This is a genomic window from Hahella sp. CR1, assembly GCF_029813005.1.
In the GTDB taxonomy this organism is placed as follows: Bacteria; Pseudomonadota; Gammaproteobacteria; order Pseudomonadales; family Oleiphilaceae; genus Hahella.
In genome coordinates this window covers 1,156,237-1,174,664 of the sequence record NZ_JAPELK010000001.1, presented here as the reverse complement: position 1 = coordinate 1,174,664, position 18,428 = coordinate 1,156,237, and the positions used below count along the sequence as shown (strand labels likewise).

Here is an 18,428-nt window from a genome sequence, read left to right as displayed (position 1 = left end):
GAACGCGGGGCCTCTTGGCCCCGTTTTTCAATCCGTCATTCTGACGCCGCCTTCATACTGCAGCAGGTGCATGCTGTACATGTCATCCTCCGCCAGCCATACCCGACGCGACTGCCAACCCGCCGACGCCGCCAGATCCTGGAACCGCTCCACGGTGTACTTGTGAGAGTTTTCCGTATGGATGGTTTCGTCTTTCGACAGATGGAAGTACTTGCCGCCCACTGCGATAAATTGGTCGCACAGGCTGCGTAAATGCATCTCTATGCGACTCTTCGTTTCATTGAAGCGGGCTTCATGGGCGAACTGCTCCAGCGTCAGCTCCGCACCCAGCTCCTGCTGCATGCGGCGCAACAGGTTGAGATTGAACTCTCTCGTCACGCCACTGGCGTCATCGTAGGCGCGCAGCAGAATGCGGCGGTCTTTCAAGGTGTCCACGCCAACCAGCAGATACCCGCCTTCCCCCAGCGTACGCCCGACCCGGTAGAGAAAACGTCGCGCGTCCTTCGCCTCCAGATTGCCGATCGTGGAGCCGGGGAAGAAGCCCATGCGAGGCCCAGCAGTGTCCGGCAGCGGTTGCGCTTCCATGAAGTCGCCCACGACCGGCGTCACCGTTAAAGCAGGATAACGCTGGCTCAGGTTTTTAACGCTCTCCAACAGAAAGGTTTCTGAAACATCAATGGCGACGAATCCATCGACCTGGGGATGCGCATCCAGTAGTCGCTGCACCTTTTCGCAGTTTCCACAACCAAACTCCACGATCTGTCCGATATGCGGGAGTCTCTGCGCCATTTCCCGGGCCACGTAATCGATCATGCCCATTTCCGTGCGAGTCAGATAATACTCGTCCACGTCACATATCTGCTCGAACAGCTCCGAACCGCGCTGGTCGTAAAAGTATTTACACGGCAGCGTTTTCGGCCAGCCGGACAGGCCCTGCACCACGTCCGCTAAAAACGCCTCATCAATAACTTCGTGTTCACATAGATCCTTAATGACTGGTTCAATCATCTCGCGCCAACCTCACTCCTGTCGCCTGCCAACGTTGATGGGGATAAAAGAAATTGCGATAGCTGGCCCGCAACAACCGCCGCGGAGAGGTAAAAGCGCCCCCGCGCAACACAAACTGACCACACATGAACTTGCCGTTATATTCTCCCAGGGCTCCCTCCAACGGTTTGAAGCCTGGGTAAGAGGAATAGGCGCTCTGCGTCCATTCCCATACGTTGCCGAACATATCCGCCAGCGCCTGCCCCTGCTGAGGCCGGCTGACAGAGGGGGTCCAGCGCCCCTGTTCCATAAAGCGACCAGGCGCCACGCCGCCCGAGTCCCCGTCTTTGGCTATGCCCGCTAGGTAGCTGCGAGCGGCGATTTCCCATTCGGCTTCACTGGGTAAACGCGCCTGAGCCCAGCGGGCGTAGGCGTCCGCCTCGAAATAGTTCACATGGCACACGGGCTCGTCCGGATTGAGAGGCGTCAGACCGTGAGGAGTGAATCGCAGCCAGCCGCCATCACGTTTGATCCAGTACAAGGGAGCGCGCCAGTCTTCCTGCAACCGCGCCGCCCAACCGTCGGAAAGCCAAAGTTGTGGGTCGTCATAGCCGCTGGCGTCCATAAACGCCAGCCATTCGCCATTGGTCACAGGCCGGGAAGCGAGACGAAAGGGCTCCTGAAACACCTTGTGACGGGGACCTTCGCAGTCGTAGCTGAAGCCTTTGCTGAGCGCGCCGATTTCAAATAAACCGCCGTCGCTGTCGAACCATTCCAGAGGGGCGGCGGACTTGGATTCTGTATCAGGAGGAAGCGGCGGCTTCCAAGCGGGATAGGCGGGGTTGAAGCTGAGAGCATGCAGCATATCGGTGATCATGAGTTCCTGATGCTGCATTTCGTGATGCAACCCCAGTTCCACTCGCTGCAGTAATTGCGGGTCCGGGTCAGGCTTACTCAACAGAGCGAGGATATGGCGATCGACATGCTCGCGGTACGCCAGCGCCTCTTCCAAAGAAGGCCGGCTCAGCATGCCTCGTCGCGCCCGGGGATGCCTCTCCCCCAACGCTTCATAATAAGAATTGAAGTAATAGCGGAAGCCATCGTTCATGCGCTCATAACCGCTCATGAACGGGGCGAGAATCAGTTCTTCGAAAAACCAGCTTGTGTGGGCGAGATGCCACTTGATAGGGCTGGCGTCGTTCATGGACTGCAGCAGCATGTCCTCAACGCTTAATCCCTGGATCAGCTCATGGGAGGCGCCTCTGACGGCCGAAAAAAATTCGGCCAGAGTCTCCTTCGTCACCGCCATAGGTTCTATTCCTTGTTCTTGATGGGGTTTGACGTAGGCTGCCCGAACGGCGGATCAGAAGACGGCCGGCGCCGCCCGGTTCACAGCGGAAGTTCGGGTACTGCGAGCTCTCACATCACCATAGCAGACAAATTTCACAAATGCCTGATCAATTAATGCTCTCCCGTACGGCGGCTGAATTACCCGCCAAAGCCCATGGGGCCGGGCTTACAGACTCTGACGCCTTTAAATTTCAATGCGTCCAGAAGGAAGCAAAGCGTTCCCTCTACTGACCCTGATCACGCGTTTATACTCGCGAAATCTGACTGACAGGCTTTTTTATAGCCAATCAGTCTAATAATAGATCAAAAAACAACCTAAGCTTAAAATAGGTTCTTATGGCCATCCCCTCGTAGTCCAAGCAGTAAGAGGTAGCAGGCTATGAAAGTACGCGCAGGCGAATCTGATCGCTCCTGGTTCCGTAGTGAGCGATTCATCCATACTTCCGACGGGTGGTATTTCATGACCCGGGAAAACACCCAGGAAGGCCCATACCAATCCATCACCGAAGCTGAAAACGAACTGGCCATGTATATCCGCATGACGATTCAGGCAGACCAGTTCTCCAACGCCTGAGCCAGCTTCCTGGCGACTTTCCCCTCAATCCTGCCGCGCCAGTGTGACAGAATCATGTCCCCGGCCCGGGCATTGCGGCGCGGGTATCATTTTGCCGCCGGATCGCCAATAATCTGCACCATGATCATGTCGGCGCGAGGCCGGCGTCCGCGCGAATTGAATACCTACCGGAAATGCCCCAATGCCTGCTTACTTACAATGGATTCTTATTTTGGTCGGTTTGGCCGTCTGTCTGTTTCTGGGATTTTTTATCCGTCGCCAACTCCGCACTTTGCAAGAACACCGACGACTGGAGGCGGAGCAGCAAAACCGCACAGAAGCGAATCGCGCCCACGCCATTGAGAGCATCACGGTGCTGGCCCGCTGTATCCTGTCTGATCAGGTAGAATTGTCTGAAGGAAGCATTCGCATCAAAGTGTTGCTCGACGCCGTCGACCCCAGCCTGCATGAGCGCGAGCCCTACGCCATCTTCAGTAAGATCTACAAAGAAACTGAGCACATGCCTACACATGGCGCCCGCAAGGAAGTGGACAAGCGCTTTCTATTCAAGCTGGACAAGCAGCGCTGGGACCTGGAAGAAAAATATCGGGAGCAGATTATTGATGCCTCCAAGGCGATTCTGGAGCATTCATTCTAAGGACTGGCGTCCGTCAATAAAGGCCCCGCAGAACGGGGCAAAAGGACTAAAGTCTCTGGGGTTTACACAAAAAATCAATTCCAGAGCTTCGGAGGAACCACTCCTCGGGACACAAGTTCTTTGATCAATTCCGGCTCCAGTTCATGTGCGAACTTCCGGAAATATTTCTGGATGATGATGTCAGACGATTGCGATGACTTGGTTATAAGCTCCATGCGCGAACTTTCTTCGGAAAGCCGGTAACGTTCGCCGAATCGACGGCGGAACTGATACTCCAACTGCTGCAAGTGATAAATGCTGGCTTGATTGAAAATAAGCGCGCCCATGACAGCCCTCCTGTCGGTAAAGTTTGTTAAGCGCCTTCGGTGATGATTATGTCCGTCTGCAGGCCTTATATGGCAGGCGTTGCGAGTGGATCGGTTGGTTGATGGTTCTTAAAGAGCTTACAACTTAACTATAGACACAGTTTTGAAATAATGTGAAACCTGTCACATTATTTTTTAATTCCCGCTTACATAAAGTAACCACGAAGAGGAGCTTAATCCTTGGAACGGATCAGCTGCGTGTGGCGTCCGCCAGGTTGTCCGCCAGACTCTTCATATCTTCGGACATACTGAGCAATTCCTGCAGCACATCCTCGGCGCGCTCGCGGGTCAGGCCGAGATCGTCCCATATGGACTGAGGCGCAGGTTGCGCCGGACCTTCGCCGATGCCGTGTTTACGCAACAGCTGGGTGGCGACGAACAGCAAGGCGCTGTAAACCGCATAATCGCCGTTGAAGTAGGGGTTTTTCTGATAACGCAGCGCCACGCAGACTTCTTCCGGCATGTTCCACATTTCCATCAACTTGCCGCCCATCTGCTCCCGGGTGATGCCTAACAGAAACTGTTCGCAGTTCTCGGAGTCGACGTGTCGATTGGCTTCGTTGTAACGGCCAATCAGCGAGAAGTGCGGTGGAAACACATGGGCCAACACCAGATAGCCGAAGTTGTGCAACAGTCCAACCAGATACGCCAGTCCAAATTCGGGACGACGCTCTTTCGGTATCGCCGTGGTGAGCGCGCCGCACAGCGTGGCGGTCCATACCGCCTGCTCCCAGTAGGGAGTAAAACCGTCGCCGCGTTCCTCAGGCACTTCCAACGTCCTTCCCAACGCCAACCCCATAGACAGGTTCATAACCAGATCAAACCCCAGCACCCGCACGATGGCGTCATGCACTGAGCGGATCTTGCCTGGAGCGGCGTAAAACGAAGAGCTGGCCCAACTGACCACCTGAGCCGACAGGCTGGGGTCGGTTTCCACAATATCCGCCAGTTCGGAAATGCCCGCTTCCGGATCGACGCGCAGTTTGATGATGCGTTGGGCGGTTTCCGGCAACGGTGGCATTTCCAGCGTATCTTCCAGGCGGCGCTGAATACGCAGACTGGTGAAGCTGGAAATCGCCTTGTTGATCTGATCCATGTCTTTCGCCGGCTGATTGTGGTTAACGGCGATTTCAGGCAGGCGCACGCTGATCTGCATGCTCTTGACCGTCCCCATGGCGGCCTCAAACAGGCGTCGGCTCATGCACAGATATTTGTCTTCTTCCGAGGAGGGCAGGAAAATCTCATCCAGTGCGCTCAAGCGGGCGTCAATCACCGCTTCGCAGCCGGTCAGATCCGGCAGCGCCGGCACTTCATACCATTGCAGGCGCTTGCGCAGTTCATCCAGTTCCGCCAAAGGCAAAGCCCGCAAGTTGCGGCCAACGCCCTCATTAAGCCGGTCCAGATCAAGGATAGTGCTTTCAGGTATCACCGCCTGCAGAACGCCGGCCTCGTCGTGCAGCATAATCGCCCGCACTCTCGCTTCCGTCGGCGCGTCTTTGCCCGTTACCTCCCGCACCTTGGCGGCGTCTTCCGCCAAGTCACTCCTTTGAGTGCTGTAGTCCTCTAATAAACGCGCAACGGCTGCTGGAACGGCCATATCTCTTATCGCCTCGTATGGGAGAAATAAAATAAACCGGCTTCTAATATCAGGGGGATTTTTCATCATTACTTTAATTGTAGCTTAGCAGGTTTCGGGGGTTCTGCTGGCTTAGAGTATCTTTTGTAATGATTGGTAAGGGATTGCTAAGCGCGCCCGCTCAGACCTTGCCGTATAACGCGCGGTGGCCGATCCAGCGGCGGATGAGGGCTTCCGTCACGTCCGCCTGATCGATGACGCTCAGGGCCATTTCTTTCACTACCGGCAACCACTGTCGGTCCCGCTGCAGATCGGCGATGCGGAATTGAATCAAACCGGTTTGCCGGGTGCCGAGCACTTCTCCCGGGCCACGGATCTCCAGATCCTTCTCTGCAATGACAAAGCCGTCGTTGCTGTCCCGCATGACCTGCATGCGCGCCTTGCCGGCCAGAGACAACGGCGGGTGATACATCAGCACACAATAACTTTCGTGACTGCCGCGCCCGACCCGGCCGCGTAGCTGATGCAGTTGCGCCAGCCCCAGGCGCTCAGGGTTTTCGATAATCATCAGGCTCGCGTTGGGCACGTCCACGCCGACTTCGATAACCGTGGTAGCCACCAACAAGTGCAGACGATTGTTTTTGAAGTCTTCCATGACGGCGGTTTTCTCCGCCGCTTTCATCCGCCCATGCACCAGGCCTACGCGCAAATCCGGCAGGGCTTCCGCCAAGTTCGCCGCCGTCGCTTCCGCAGCCTGACACTGCAGCACTTCGGACTCTTCAATCAGGGTGCATACCCAATAAGCCTGACGCCCTTCCAGACACACTTTGCGCACGCGCTCCACCACATCATCCCGCTTGATATCGGGTATGACCGCTGTCACCACGGGCGTGCGTCCCGGCGGTAATTCGTCGATCACCGAGGTGTCCAGATCCGCGTAGGCGCTCATCGCCAGAGTGCGGGGAATCGGCGTCGCCGTCATGATCAGCTGATGAGGAGCCTGCCCGGAACGGGCGCCTTTCTCCCGCAGCGATAGCCGCTGATGCACGCCAAAGCGGTGTTGTTCGTCGATAATAGCGAGGCCAAGTCGGGCGAACTCAACTTGGTCCTGAAACAACGCATGGGTGCCGATAGCCAATTGCGCTGCGCCGGATGAAATCGCATCCAGCACCTTTTGCCGCTCACTGGCCTTAAGCTTGCCGTTAAGCCACACCACGCTGACGCCCAGAGGCTCCAGCCACTGACTCAGTGTCTTGAAATGCTGTTCTGACAATATTTCCGTCGGCGCCATCAACGCCGCCTGATGACCGGCTTCAATGGCGAACAACGCTGACGCCGCCGCCACGACGGTCTTGCCAGAGCCGACGTCTCCCTGCACCAGACGCAACATGGGAACCATGGCGCGCACATCCTGCTCCACTTCTCCGATAACGCGTTTCTGCGCGCCAGTCAGAGCAAACGGCAGTTGTTCGATAAAACGCTGCTGCAAGGGGCCAGCCTGCAAAGCCGGGGCCGGTTGCGACTGTACTTCCTGCCGCAATTGCAAGAGGCTGAGATGGTGCGCCAGCAGCTCTTCCGCCACCAGTCTCTGTTGGTTGGGATGACGACTTTCCGCCAGCGCCGTCACATTGGCGCCCACTGGCGGATGATGCAGGTAATCCAGCGCCGTATTCAGCTCCGGCATCTGATAATGACTGCGTAATTCCTGGGGCAGCCAGTCTTTGATGGGGTAACGACGCATCAGCGTCAGCGCCTGTTGGCACAGATCGCGCAAACGTTTTTGCAGCAGACCTTCTGTCGTCGGGTAAATGGGCGTGAGACGCTGCTCCATTTCCGCCGGCTTTAACTCGTCCACCTGCGTGGTTTCAGGATGATACATTTCCAGTCCGCTACGGCCGAGGCGCGCCTCGCCGTAACACAGAAACTTGCGACCGGGGCTGAAGCGATTCTTCTGCTGCGCAGTGAAGTAGTAAAAACGCAGGCCGATCTCACCGCTATCGTCGCGCACCCGCACCAGCAGACTGCGTTTGCGTCCCAGCTCGACCCGGGAGTCCACCACCGTCGCTTCGACTTGCGCTGGCATGCCCACTCGCACCTGTGCAACCGGCGTCACACGGGTGCGATCCTCATAACGGAGGGGTAAGTGAAACAGCAGGTCCTGCACCGTGTGCAGGCCCAGCTTCGCCAGTTTTTCCGCCAGGGCCGGTCCGACGCCTTTCAGTTCGGTCAACGGCTGTTCAATAGACACGCTAAGGCGATCCTTTTCCGTCTTGCTTTAACTGGCGCGCTTCTCAACCACCCTGCACTGTCCCGCCGCCAGCGCCACCATATCGATCGCTTTCGGGCGCGGGAAGGTGACGCGCCAGGCCAGGCCTACTGTGCGATAGGGCGCTGGAGATTTGAATGGCCGCGTCGTCAGCAAACCGCTGGCGTAGCGGTCTTCCCGCACGGCGGATAGAGGGAGAACAGTGATGCCAAGGCCGGAAGCGACCATGTGGCGAATGGTTTCCAGCGAGCTGCCTTCCGTGATGATATGCGCCGGCCGGTCGCTGCGGGGCGGTTCTTTACCCATACGGTTGAACAGTTCCGGGCAGGCGTCCAGCACCTGATCGCGGAAGCAGTGTCCCGGTCCCAGCAACAGCAGGTCGTGTGCGGGCAGCATTTCGCTGTCGATTTCGTCGTATTGAGACAGCGGATGATCTTCCGGCATCAACACAACAAAAGGTTCGTCATACAGCGGCAGGGTCACGACTTCCGGCTCATTGAACGGCAGCGCCACGATAATGGCGTCCAGCTCGGAGTGACGCAGCTTCTCCCGCAATACGGCGGTGTAGTTCTCTTCTATATATAGCGGCATTTGCGGCGCCGCCCGGTGCAACTCAGGCATCAGGTGGGGAAACAGGTAGGGCCCGATCGTATAAATCGCGCCAACGCGCAGCGGTTGCGACAACTGGTCTTTACCCGCCTGGGCGATATCCTTGATAACGCTGACCTGATCCAGCACGCGCAACGCCTGATCTACGACACGCTTACCTGTGTCAGTGACAGTGATATGGCTCTTGCTGCGCTCGAACAGGGTGACCCCCAGTTCATCCTCCAGCTTTTTCACCGCCACGCTCAAGGTGGGCTGACTGACGAAACAGCGCTCAGCGGCGCGGCCGAAATGCTTCTCTTCAGCCAGAGTGACAATGTAACGCAATTCAGTCAGAGTCATGTGTTTCTCACTATGTTGTTTTCCATCCGTTAAGCGCCAGTCATCTTTCCGGACGACTACTTATCGGCTCAAATCTTTTTATGGACCGTCTCTGAGACCAGGAGTTCCTGCTTTCCCCTGGAAAAACATTTCAGAACGCCAGGGAATACTCTACCCTGCATCACTGGTTTTCAAGGGTTCCGAATGCGCCAATTTATACGCCCGGCGCGCCGGTTAAGAAACCGCTTCGCAGACTTGGCTTAATAGTCTGACCATATTGAACTTTTCGACTTAATAGCCAAGAGCTAGCATAAGCCTGATTGGAGATAGACGCAATGCATCAACCACGCCTGCTGCTACTCGGTTTTGGAGCGCTGAATCGCCAGGTGGCGGCGCGTCTGCAAGACCGTTTTGACATCCTCGCAGTATCGCGCACGCCACAACAACCGGAAGGCGTCACTCACTGTGCGCTGGATCTGGAGCAGGATGCTTTGGACGCCCTGCCCGTCGATATCGACGTCGCCATTTATTGTCTCACGCCCTCCGCCTTTACGCCGGAAGGCTATGAAGCCGTTTACGTGAAAAGCCTGCAACGCGTTCTGAACCGCCTGCGCAGTGGTTCAATAAAGCGATTGTTGTTTGTTTCCTCCACCAGCGTGTATGGCCAGGAAAACGACGAATGGGTCGATGAAGACAGCGCCACGGAGCCTGCCAGTTTCTCCGGCGCCACACTGCTGCAGGCGGAAGCCTTGTTGGCGGACGCCGATATCGCGACGACCGTGGTGCGCTTTTCCGGTATCTATGGCGCTGGCCGCACGCGCCTGTTACAGCAGGCGCTGGATGGGCAGATCGCCCTCTCAGGCCCGAGCGGCTACACCAATCGCATCCATGAACAGGACGCAGTAGGCGTGTTATGTCATTTAGCGGAACTCGCTATGGCCAAGCCGCTGCAACCCTGCTATCTGGCCAGCGACTGCGAGCCGGTGCGAATGCACGACGTGGCGCAGTGGATTCGGGAACAAGCTTGCTCCCGCGTGGAGTGCGCGCAGGAAGCCGCGCCAGCCCAGCAAAAACGCCGCGCAGGCAGTAAACGCTGCGCCAACCAACGGCTACTGGCCAGTGGTTTTCGCTTCAGCTATCCCACATTTCGAGAAGGTTATGGGGAAATGATTGAGGCTTATATCGCCCAGAACAGTCAGGCGAATACAAAAGAGTGAAGATCAGAAGCTAGCGGGGAAAGCTTCCCGGTCCGGAGCAGGACCGGGGAGAAGAAATCAGCGGATCAGGAAGTCACCATGATGCCGTCCATTTCCACCAGAGAGCCTTTCGGCAACTGGGAAATGCCAATCGCGGCGCGAGCGGGATAAGGCTCTTTGAAGTAAGTCGCCATGATTTCGTTGACGGTAGCGAAGTTGCTCAGGTCGGTCAGATAGATATTCAGCTTGACGATATCGCCCAGATCGCCGCCGGCGGCGCGGCATACAGCGCGCAGGTTATCGAATACTTGCTTGGTCTGTTCAGCGAAATCGCCGCTCACCAGTTCCATCGTTTCGGGATTCAACGGAATCTGGCCGGACAGGTATACGGTTTGACCGGCTTTAACCGCCTGGGAGTAAGTGCCGATCGCCTTGGGCGCATTTTCAGTCTGGATAACGGATTTATTAGTCATATCTGTTGCCTCATTATTCTCGTTCCGCCGCGGACAACGCCGCCTTGGATATAGTTACCGCCGATACTGTGTTGAAAGAACGGCATCATACCGGATTTCTCCGGTTTGCGAATACTGTCAGACAGTACTCAGGAAACGGATCAGTTAACAGGATGGATAAGGTTGGCGCGGCGTTCCCGGCCGCTTAGTGTTTCACCCTGGAAATGGAAGTCACCGCCAACAGATGACGCAGGCGGCGCATGACCCGCGCCAAGTGGATACGGCCCTGAACTTTAATGATCAGGCTCACCACGCTGAGACGGGCGTTTTGCTCTTCCACATTGATTTTCTCGATATTGCCGTCGGCCATGGTGACCGCGCTGGCGATTTCGGCGATGACGCCCCGCTGGCGCTCCACTTCGACCCGCAAGGCCACGGAGAACTCATCAGTGATGTTCTTGGCCCAGGTCAGATGGATGCAGTGCTCGGGGTCGTGGAGGAATTTCTTGATCTTGTCGCAGGTTTCAGAGTGAATCATCAATCCTGCGCCGCGATTGATGACGCCGACGATAGGATCGCCGGGAATCGGCTTACAGCAGTGCGCCAGATTCAACACCTGTCCATCAGCGCCTTCCACCATCAAGGACGGCTTGTTATCGTCCTCGCGGTATTCCATGTCATGGCTTTCCGTCGGCTCGCCGTCAGACACCAGTTGGCGGGCCACGATATACGCCATGCGGCTGCCCAGTCCGATTTCCTCAAGCAGGCGGTCGAAACTGCTGGCCTGATTGTGCTTGAGCACTTTTTCTTTGTGCTGCTCGCTGATGTCGTCGAGTCGTTTGCCGAACGCCTGCAGGTTTTTCTTCAGCAGGCGACGCCCCAGTTCGCGGGATTCGCTCTGACGCTGCTGCTTCAGATAGTGCCGGATGTTGCTCTTCGCCTTGCCGGTGACGACAAAGTTGAGCCATGCCGGGTTCGGCTTGGCGCCGGGCGCGGTAATAATTTCCACGGTTTGCCCGCTCTTCAGCGGCATACTGAGTGACGCCAAGTGCTTGTTAATGCGGCAGGCTACCGTGGAGTTGCCGATATCCGTGTGTATCGCATAGGCGAAGTCCACCGGAGTCGCCCCGCCGGGCAGCTCCATGATGCGGCCCTTGGGCGTAAAGATGTAGATTTCGTCCGGGAACAGGTCGATTTTGACGTGCTCGATGAATTCCAGGGAGTCGTCCGCCCGCTCGCGCAGCTCCATCAAATCCTTCACCCACTTCTGCGCCCGCATCTGCTGGTTATCCGCCAGGTCGGAAGTGGCGCTCTTGTAAACCCAATGCGCCGCAATGCCGCTGTTGGCGACTTTGTCCATTTCTTCGGTGCGGATCTGGATTTCGATATTGACGTGGGAGCCGAACAGCGTGGTGTGAATGGATTGATAACCGTTGGCCTTGGGCAGGGCGATATAGTCTTTGAAGCGGCCCGGCACTGGTTTGTACATGCCGTGGACCACCCCGAGCGTTCGGTAACAGCTGTCCACGGAGTCGGTAATAATTCGGAAGGCGTATACGTCCATGATGTCATGGAATGAACGTCGCTTGGCCTTCATCTTCTGGTAAATGCTGTGCAGGTGTTTCTCCCTGCCCTGAATGCGCACGGACAGACCGCGCTCCTTCAGTTTGCTTTCCAGCTTGTGCTTGATCTCTTCGATGATCTCGTAATGCGTGCCGCGCAGTTTGCGCACCGCTTCCTGGATATACTTGGCGCGCATCGGGAACATGGCCTGAAACCCGAGGTCTTCAAGCTCCACGCACATGGTGTGGATGCCAAGACGATTGGCGATCGGCGCGTAGATATCCAGCGTCTCCGTCGCAATGCGTCGACGTTTCTCCGGCTTCAGCGGTCCCAGCGTACGCATGTTGTGCAGACGGTCCGCCAGTTTCACCAGGATAACGCGAATGTCCTTGGCCATGGCCAAAGTCATCTTTTGAAAGTTTTCCGCCTGGGCTTCCGCTTTGGATTTAAATTCAATCTGGGTCAGCTTACTGACGCCATCCACCAATTCGGCGATGCTCTCTCCAAACTGGCCGCTGAGCGCGTCTTTGGGAATCCCGGTGTCTTCAATGACGTCATGCAGCATGGCCGCCGCCAGACATTGATGATCCAATTGCAAATCGGCCAGGAGATTGGCCACCGCCAGCGGATGGGTGATGTAAGGCTCCCCGCTTTGCCGGTACTGCCCTTCATGCGCCTGCTCCGCGTAGTAAAACGCTCGCCGCACCACATTGATATGGTGGTTATCCAAATAGGTTTTTAAACGTTCAGCAAGCGCATCAATCGTCGGCACAAGGGACCTTCACAACATAAGCGGTACACAAAATAAAAATGGCGGAGATGAAAAAAACCAGACAATCAGCCCAGATTTTTTACAGCTGTATAAATCAATATAAAGATAAAGAGGGGAATTTCAAGAGAGGGTGAAGTCAGGCCCCTTTGCGGGGCCCGGACGTTAGTCTTCGTCTTGCTCAAGCATCTCAGATGTGATGAGGCCTGCAGCGATTTCGCGCAGTGCGACGACAGTGGGCTTATCATTTTCCCACTCGACCTTAGGGTCTTTGCCATACTGGCTGATCTGACGAGCGCGCTTCGAAGCCAGCATGACTAGCTCAAAACGGTTATCTACATGATCCAGACAGTCTTCAACGGTTACTCGCGCCATAACACACCCTTTACCAGTGCCAGTTCAGAAAATGACCGCGTAGTTTAGGCTAACTCGACTGGGATGACAACATCCCGCGGAGTTCGGCTTCGAAGCGCACTTGCTGTACGGATAAACGCAGTCGCTCAGCCCGGAAAACGGACTTCAAATCCGCCAGTGCGTGATCGAAGTCATCGTTGAATACAAGATAGTCGTATTCCGGATAATGGGAAATTTCATTCGCCGCTTCCTGCAAACGACGCTGAATTACTTCAGCGCTGTCCTGGCCGCGAGACTCCAGGCGCTGTTGCAAGGCTTCCAGAGACGGAGGCAGGATGAAGATGGATTTGGCTTCCGGACGCAGCTTGCGCACCTGTTGCGCGCCCTGCCAGTCAATTTCCAGGATAACGTCAACGCCTTTCGCCAGGGTCGATTCCACCCAGACCTGAGACGTGCCGTAGAAATTGCCGAACACTTCTGCGTGCTCCAGGAAATCTCCCGCCTGCGCCTGCGCCAGAAACTCTTCGCGGGAGATGAAAAAGTAATTCACCCCATCCTGTTCACCCGGACGCACCTGACGGGTCGTGTGGGAGATGGAGACTTGCGCCAGTTTATCTTCTTTGAGTAAAGCCGACACCAAACTGGTCTTACCCGCCCCGGAGGGCGCTGAAATAATATATAACTGACCTCTGGCCATGAGATATCCTTCGTTATTCTGGGTGCTGGCGAAAAATGATTAAGTAATCCGGTCAGTTAACAAATCAAGTTAACCTACGAATTCCAGTTAACCAACACGCTCTAGTTAATCAACAATAGTACCAGAGTTGTGATGGGTTGTAGCGGACCTTTGCATTCAGAGGCCGCTCCGTGCAATCCTGCAACAGGCGATAAACGCCCATGTATACAACTCTGATTCGTAGAAGTTATGGCAACACGTTTCGGTTTCGACCTCCGCGCTCTGAGTATTTTCGCCCACGTCGCCAAGACCGGGAATATGAGCCACTCCGCTGAGCAGCTGGGAATGACGCAAAGCTCGATCTCGCAGGCTTTGTCCAAGCTGGAGGAGTCGCTGCAGACCCGGCTGTTCGATCGCACGGTCCGTCCCATGGAGCTGACCAGCGCCGGGCGCTTCCTGTACGACCGCAGCACCGCCCTGTTGCAGGAAGCGGAGCAGACCAGTCAGGCCATTCTGCAATCGGATTTCGCGCAATTGCGCCTCATAAAGATCGCGTTAACCGATTCCATCGTCACCTCGGTGGGACGGTCGCTGCTGGATGCGGTGAAAAAACGCGCCCATGACTGGTCGATCAGCACAGGGCTATCGCATCTGCACGGCCATTCCCTGCTGTCGCGCAACACCGATATTATTATTTCTGATGACGCCTTAGAGGATTACGCTGATCTGTCCCGTTACCGCATCCTGCGAGAACCCTTCATTCTGGCCCTTCCCAACGACTACAAAGGCCCCGCCGATGACCTCAACAAACTGGCGGCGGAGTTGGACTTTGTCCGTTACGGCGCTCATTCCCTCATAGCTCGGGGCATCGAACGGCACTTACGCGCGGTGCGGGTGGAAGCTCCAGACAGGCTGCAGTTGGATAACTCCTACGCCATTGTCTCCGCCGTGTCGGCGGGCATGGGCTGGACGATCACCACGCCTCTGTGTTTATTCCAAAGCGGCATCAAGCAGCATCACGTACAAATCCGCCGTTTGCCGGGAGAACAGCTGTTCCGCTCGATTACTCTGACTGCCCGCAAGGGAGAGCTGGGGGACTTGCCCCGGGAAGTCGCCCAGGACTGTATCGCTATATTGAAGCAGGATTTCCTGTCGTTGATGGCGACGGAACACCCCTGGATGATGGAGTATCTGACTTTAGGGGATTAAAAAAACGGCCGCGTCTGGCGTCGCCCCATGGGACGCTAGCGCAGCCAAAGAGGGTTGAGGGGGAACGCGCAGAGCCCGACTCTGCGTGTGTCCGATACAATATGTCCGATACAATCCGCCCGATATAAACAGTGCGCCTGGTATAAACAGTGCGCCCGATATAAAGGGCAGAGAGGGCTTAACGGGTCAGCCGTCCTCCTGCGAAAAAGTTGATGATCCACTGCATCATCAAACGATCATCCACCGGCGCCGATAGAGACGTCTTGCCTTCGCGAATGCGCGGCGCTGGAATGCGATCCGTGCGTTTTTCCATCAAGGCGCTGGAGTACGCCTTGCTGAATTCAGGATGCCCCTGCACCGTCATCAGATCAGAGCCGTACTGCAACAGGTAGAAGGGACAGAAGGTACTGCTCGCCAGCACCTCCGCGCCTTCCGGCAACTGCGTGATCTGATCCTGATGGCTGACCACCAGGTCCAGGGAAGGCTGATAAGGCTCCATCCAGTTTTTGCGCACGCCAATCTGATTGAAGGACATACCCACGCCCCAGCCGCGATTGGACTTCTCCACCTGGCCTCCCAGCGCTTTGGCCAATAATTGATGGCCAAAGCAGATGCCCACAAACTTTTTCCCCGCCGTAGCGACCGCCAGCACAAAACTCTCCAGCTTTTCGATCCACTGCGCGCCGTCATTCACGCCATGGCGACTGCCGGTGGTGATGTAGCCGTCGCAGGCGTCGACGGAGTCCGGCAGTTCGCCGTCCATCGCCCGATAGGTGACGAAAGTCCATTGCGGCGCCAGCTCTCCCAACGCCGCTTCAAACATCGCCGGATAATTCCCAAATTCCGGCTGTAATTCCTCCATAACGTCGTCACACTGCAAAATGCCAATTCTCATCCGCCTCTCCCTGCCTTCAAAGACGTCCATGTACTGCGTTTCTGAAGAGTTCGGCGTACTGGCCGGCATCGAACGCAACCGGGTTGCCGCCGGCGGAGGGATCTTCCACCGCCATGGCGCCGACTCGCTCCGCGTCGCTGTCGTTAATGCCGATCGCAGATAAAGCATGTGGAATACCCAGGCTTTCACGCAGCGCCAGCACCCAGTTCAGGAAGCCGTCGAACCCTGGCTCCGACAGGTCCAGATAACGCACCAGACGAGTAATGCGCTCTTCAATCGCCTCGCGGTTCGCCTTCAGCACGTAAGGCATGAGAATCGCGTTGAGCAGACCATGATGCGCGTTGTACAAAGCGCCCAGCGGATGCGCCAGGGCGTGCATGCCGCCAAGGCCTTTCTGGAACGCCGTTGCGCCCATGCTGGAGGCGACCAGCATCTGCGTGCGCGCTTCGATATCGGCGCCGTCTGCGACAGCGCGGGGCAGATAGTCTTTCACCAGACGGATGCCTTCCACCGCAATACCTTCCGCCAGGGGGTGATAAAAAGGCGAACACAACGCTTCCAGATTATGGGAAAGCGCGTCCATCCCCGTCGCAGCGGTGATCGGCGGCGGCAGGCCGACAGTCAGCTCTGGGTCCAGAATCACCAGCGCCGGCAGCATACGCGGATGGAAGATAATCTTTTTGACGTGCTTGGCGGCGTCCGTGATCACCGAGGCCCGCCCGACTTCCGAACCTGTGCCCGCCGTCGTGGGCACGGCGACCACTGGGGCCATGCCAGCTTCATTGACCCGCGTCCAGTTGTCGCCGACATCTTCAAAATCCCATAACGGACGATCCTGTCCAACCATCAGCGCCACCGCTTTGGCGGCGTCCAGCGCAGAACCGCCGCCAAAGGCGATGACGCCATCATGGCCGCCAGCGCGATAGGCAGCGACACCCGCTTCCACATTTTCCCCCGTGGGATTGCCTTGAATGTCCGCAAATAGCCCGCATTGCAGCCCGGCGTCACGGCAGAGAGCGACGGTGTCCTGCACCATCGGCAAGGATTTCAGACCTGGGTCGGTTATCAGCAGAGGCGACCGCATGCCGAGATTACGACAGAGTTCCGGCAGTTCCCGGATACGTCCGGCGCCGGTGCGGATGGCGGTCGGATAATTCCAATTGGCTTGTAGTGCGCTCATGTACAGTCTCTTTAATACGCTCGTTAAAGTTTTTGTTTCGCCATTGTCTATGACTGGCGTTACAGCATCTTGATATGGAAAGACTTGGGCCGGGTCAGGGATTCATAGCCCAGCTTGGACAAGGTGCAGCCGCGCCCGGAGTTCTTCACGCCGGTCCAGGCCAACGCAGGGTCCAGATAATCGCAGCGGTTGATAAAGAAAGTGCCGGTCTCGACCTGCTCGCCCAGCGCCACGCCTGCATCCAGATCCCGCGTAAAAATAGATGCGGTAAGGCCGAATTCGCTGTCGTTCATCAACGCCACGGCTTCCTCATCGGACACCACTTTCTGGATGCCGACAACCGGACCGAAAGATTCTTCGGTCATCACCCGCATGTTGTGATCAACATTGGTCAGCACCTGTGGAGCCAGATAAGGCGTTCCCTCTTTATCCATCTCAAAGTCCGCGGGATTGATATGGGCGACGGCCCCCTGCTCCACGGCTTCGCGCACTTGTCCCCGAACGAATTCCGCCGCAGAAGCTCGCACCAGCGGCCCCAAGGTAGTGTTGGGATCATCGGAGCGCCCCAAACGATAACTTCTGACCAGGGCGACGGCCTTCTCCACAAAGGCGTCGTAAACGGATTCATGCACATAGATGCGCTCAATGCCGCAGCAGGACTGGCCCGAGTTAAAGAACGCCCCATCAATGGTGGTTTCCACCGCGTGGTCAATATCCGCGTCCGCGCGCACATAGGCGGGGTCTTTCCCTCCCAATTCCAGACCTACGCCGATAAAACGGCCTGCGGCGGCGCGCTCGACCATGGCTCCGCCTGGGACGGAACCGGTAAACGCGACGTAGTGAATGTCCGGCGAGCCGATCAGTGCTTCCGTATCCGCATGATTCAAATGCAGGTATTGGAATACGCCGTCAGGCAAGCCTGCTTCACGGAAAGCTTCGCCAATGCGCTCCGCGCACAAAGGCGTTTGCGCGGAATGCTTGAGCAGCACGGCGTTGCCGGCCAGGATCGCCGGAACAATAGCGTTAACCGCCGTCAAATAAGGGTAGTTCCAGGGCGCAATGACAAAGGCCACACCCACGGGCTCACGTTTGATATAACGGCGAAAGCCTGGTTTCTCATCCAGCTCTATCGGCGCCAGCGCTTCTTCCGCGACATCGATCATAAAACGGGCGCGCTCTTCAAATCCGCCCACCTCTCCCGCCGCGTAGCGAATGGGCCGCCCCATTTGCCAACACAACTCTGTCGCGATCTCGTCGCGCTTGGCGACAAAGGCGTCCACCATCTTGCGACAGATGTCCCGCCGCTGAGCTAACGTGGAGCCCTTCCACTCACGTTGGGCTTGCGCCGCTTTAGCCGTAGCGGCGGCGATGGCCGCTTGATCAGCGTAGGGACGCTCAACATAGAGAGATCCGTCCACAGGGGACCAAGTCTTCTGCATAGTGCTCATCTTC

General features: G+C 56.7%; 16 protein-coding genes and 1 pseudogene. 4 read left to right on the top strand and 13 right to left on the bottom strand.

Annotated elements, in window-relative coordinates; translation table 11 throughout:
* Positions 1 to 27 precede the first annotated feature (27 nt).
* Positions 28 to 1,008 carry an L-histidine N(alpha)-methyltransferase gene (gene egtD, locus ONV78_RS05285; protein WP_279501652.1) on the bottom strand — a complete coding sequence of 327 codons (981 nt, stop codon included), beginning with the start codon at positions 1,006 to 1,008 and terminating at the stop codon, positions 28 to 30.
* Positions 1,001 to 2,296 (bottom strand): ergothioneine biosynthesis protein EgtB, encoded by a 1,296-nt coding sequence (egtB, locus tag ONV78_RS05280; RefSeq protein ID WP_279501651.1) that lies wholly within the window; start codon positions 2,294 to 2,296, stop codon positions 1,001 to 1,003. Before egtB ends, egtD begins: the two co-directional genes overlap by 8 nt.
* Positions 2,297 to 2,716: 420 nt before the next feature.
* Between egtB and ONV78_RS05275 the strand changes: the two genes are divergently transcribed.
* Both ONV78_RS05275 and ONV78_RS05270 read left to right on the top strand, forming a co-directional pair.
* Entirely contained in the window at positions 2,717 to 2,911 is a 195-nt protein-coding gene (locus ONV78_RS05275) for a DUF6316 family protein (RefSeq protein WP_216737502.1), read from the top strand.
* Positions 2,912 to 3,092: 181 nt separating this feature from the next.
* On the top strand, positions 3,093 to 3,548 hold the full coding sequence (locus ONV78_RS05270) for a DUF2489 domain-containing protein (RefSeq protein ID WP_279501649.1): 456 nt from the start codon (positions 3,093 to 3,095) through the stop codon (positions 3,546 to 3,548).
* 74 nt (positions 3,549 to 3,622) lie between these two features.
* Here ONV78_RS05270 and ONV78_RS05265 read toward each other — a convergent pair whose 3' ends face one another.
* The 4 genes from ONV78_RS05265 to ONV78_RS05250 all read right to left on the bottom strand — a co-directional run bounded on the left by ONV78_RS05265 (position 3,623) and on the right by ONV78_RS05250 (position 8,703).
* Positions 3,623 to 3,874, bottom strand: a complete 252-nt coding sequence (locus ONV78_RS05265; RefSeq protein WP_011400010.1) for a hypothetical protein — start codon at positions 3,872 to 3,874, stop codon at positions 3,623 to 3,625.
* A gap of 229 nt (positions 3,875 to 4,103) precedes the next feature.
* Positions 4,104 to 5,510: an HDOD domain-containing protein gene (locus tag ONV78_RS05260; RefSeq protein WP_279501646.1), complete on the bottom strand. Its 1,407-nt coding sequence runs from the start codon at positions 5,508 to 5,510 to the stop codon at positions 4,104 to 4,106.
* A 160-nt stretch (positions 5,511 to 5,670) separates the two neighbouring features.
* Positions 5,671 to 7,737, bottom strand: coding sequence for an ATP-dependent DNA helicase RecG (recG, locus tag ONV78_RS05255; protein ID WP_279501644.1), 2,067 nt, complete (start codon positions 7,735 to 7,737; stop codon positions 5,671 to 5,673).
* Between the two features lie 27 nt (positions 7,738 to 7,764).
* Positions 7,765 to 8,703: a hydrogen peroxide-inducible genes activator gene (locus ONV78_RS05250; RefSeq protein ID WP_216737506.1), complete on the bottom strand. Its 939-nt coding sequence runs from the start codon at positions 8,701 to 8,703 to the stop codon at positions 7,765 to 7,767.
* A 314-nt stretch (positions 8,704 to 9,017) separates the two neighbouring features.
* Here ONV78_RS05250 and ONV78_RS05245 point away from each other — a divergent pair, with 314 nt between their 5' ends.
* Positions 9,018 to 9,899, top strand: a complete 882-nt coding sequence (locus ONV78_RS05245; protein ID WP_279501642.1) for a sugar nucleotide-binding protein — start codon at positions 9,018 to 9,020, stop codon at positions 9,897 to 9,899.
* Positions 9,900 to 9,964: 65 nt separating this feature from the next.
* On the opposite strand, the gene ONV78_RS05240 is transcribed toward ONV78_RS05245, so the two are convergent.
* The 4 genes and pseudogenes from ONV78_RS05240 to gmk all read right to left on the bottom strand — a co-directional run bounded on the left by ONV78_RS05240 (position 9,965) and on the right by gmk (position 13,713).
* A complete protein-coding gene (locus ONV78_RS05240) occupies positions 9,965 to 10,351 on the bottom strand; it encodes a RidA family protein (RefSeq protein ID WP_216737508.1) in 387 nt (128 codons plus the stop codon).
* 184 nt (positions 10,352 to 10,535) lie between these two features.
* Positions 10,536 to 12,665: a RelA/SpoT family protein gene (locus ONV78_RS05235; protein WP_216737509.1), complete on the bottom strand. Its 2,130-nt coding sequence runs from the start codon at positions 12,663 to 12,665 to the stop codon at positions 10,536 to 10,538.
* Between the two features lie 120 nt (positions 12,666 to 12,785).
* Positions 12,786 to 13,037: pseudogene (rpoZ, locus tag ONV78_RS05230) on the bottom strand (DNA-directed RNA polymerase subunit omega).
* A gap of 49 nt (positions 13,038 to 13,086) precedes the next feature.
* Positions 13,087 to 13,713 (bottom strand): guanylate kinase, encoded by a 627-nt coding sequence (gene gmk, locus ONV78_RS05225; protein ID WP_216737510.1) that lies wholly within the window; start codon positions 13,711 to 13,713, stop codon positions 13,087 to 13,089.
* A gap of 228 nt (positions 13,714 to 13,941) precedes the next feature.
* Here gmk and ONV78_RS05220 point away from each other — a divergent pair, with 228 nt between their 5' ends.
* Positions 13,942 to 14,901, top strand: a complete 960-nt coding sequence (locus tag ONV78_RS05220) for a LysR family transcriptional regulator (protein ID WP_279501634.1) — start codon at positions 13,942 to 13,944, stop codon at positions 14,899 to 14,901.
* A gap of 178 nt (positions 14,902 to 15,079) precedes the next feature.
* Here the strand turns inward: ONV78_RS05220 and ONV78_RS05215 are convergent, their stop codons facing one another.
* From ONV78_RS05215 to ONV78_RS05205, 3 genes are read right to left on the bottom strand one after another with little or no spacing between them, the layout of a single operon-like run.
* A complete protein-coding gene (locus ONV78_RS05215) occupies positions 15,080 to 15,796 on the bottom strand; it encodes a GMP synthase (protein ID WP_279501633.1) in 717 nt (238 codons plus the stop codon).
* 16 nt (positions 15,797 to 15,812) lie between these two features.
* Positions 15,813 to 16,976: an iron-containing alcohol dehydrogenase gene (locus ONV78_RS05210; RefSeq protein WP_279501631.1), complete on the bottom strand. Its 1,164-nt coding sequence runs from the start codon at positions 16,974 to 16,976 to the stop codon at positions 15,813 to 15,815.
* A gap of 59 nt (positions 16,977 to 17,035) precedes the next feature.
* Complete coding sequence (locus ONV78_RS05205; RefSeq protein ID WP_279501629.1) at positions 17,036 to 18,424, bottom strand: aldehyde dehydrogenase family protein; 1,389 nt, start codon at positions 18,422 to 18,424, stop codon at positions 17,036 to 17,038.
* Positions 18,425 to 18,428: the final 4 nt, after the last annotated feature.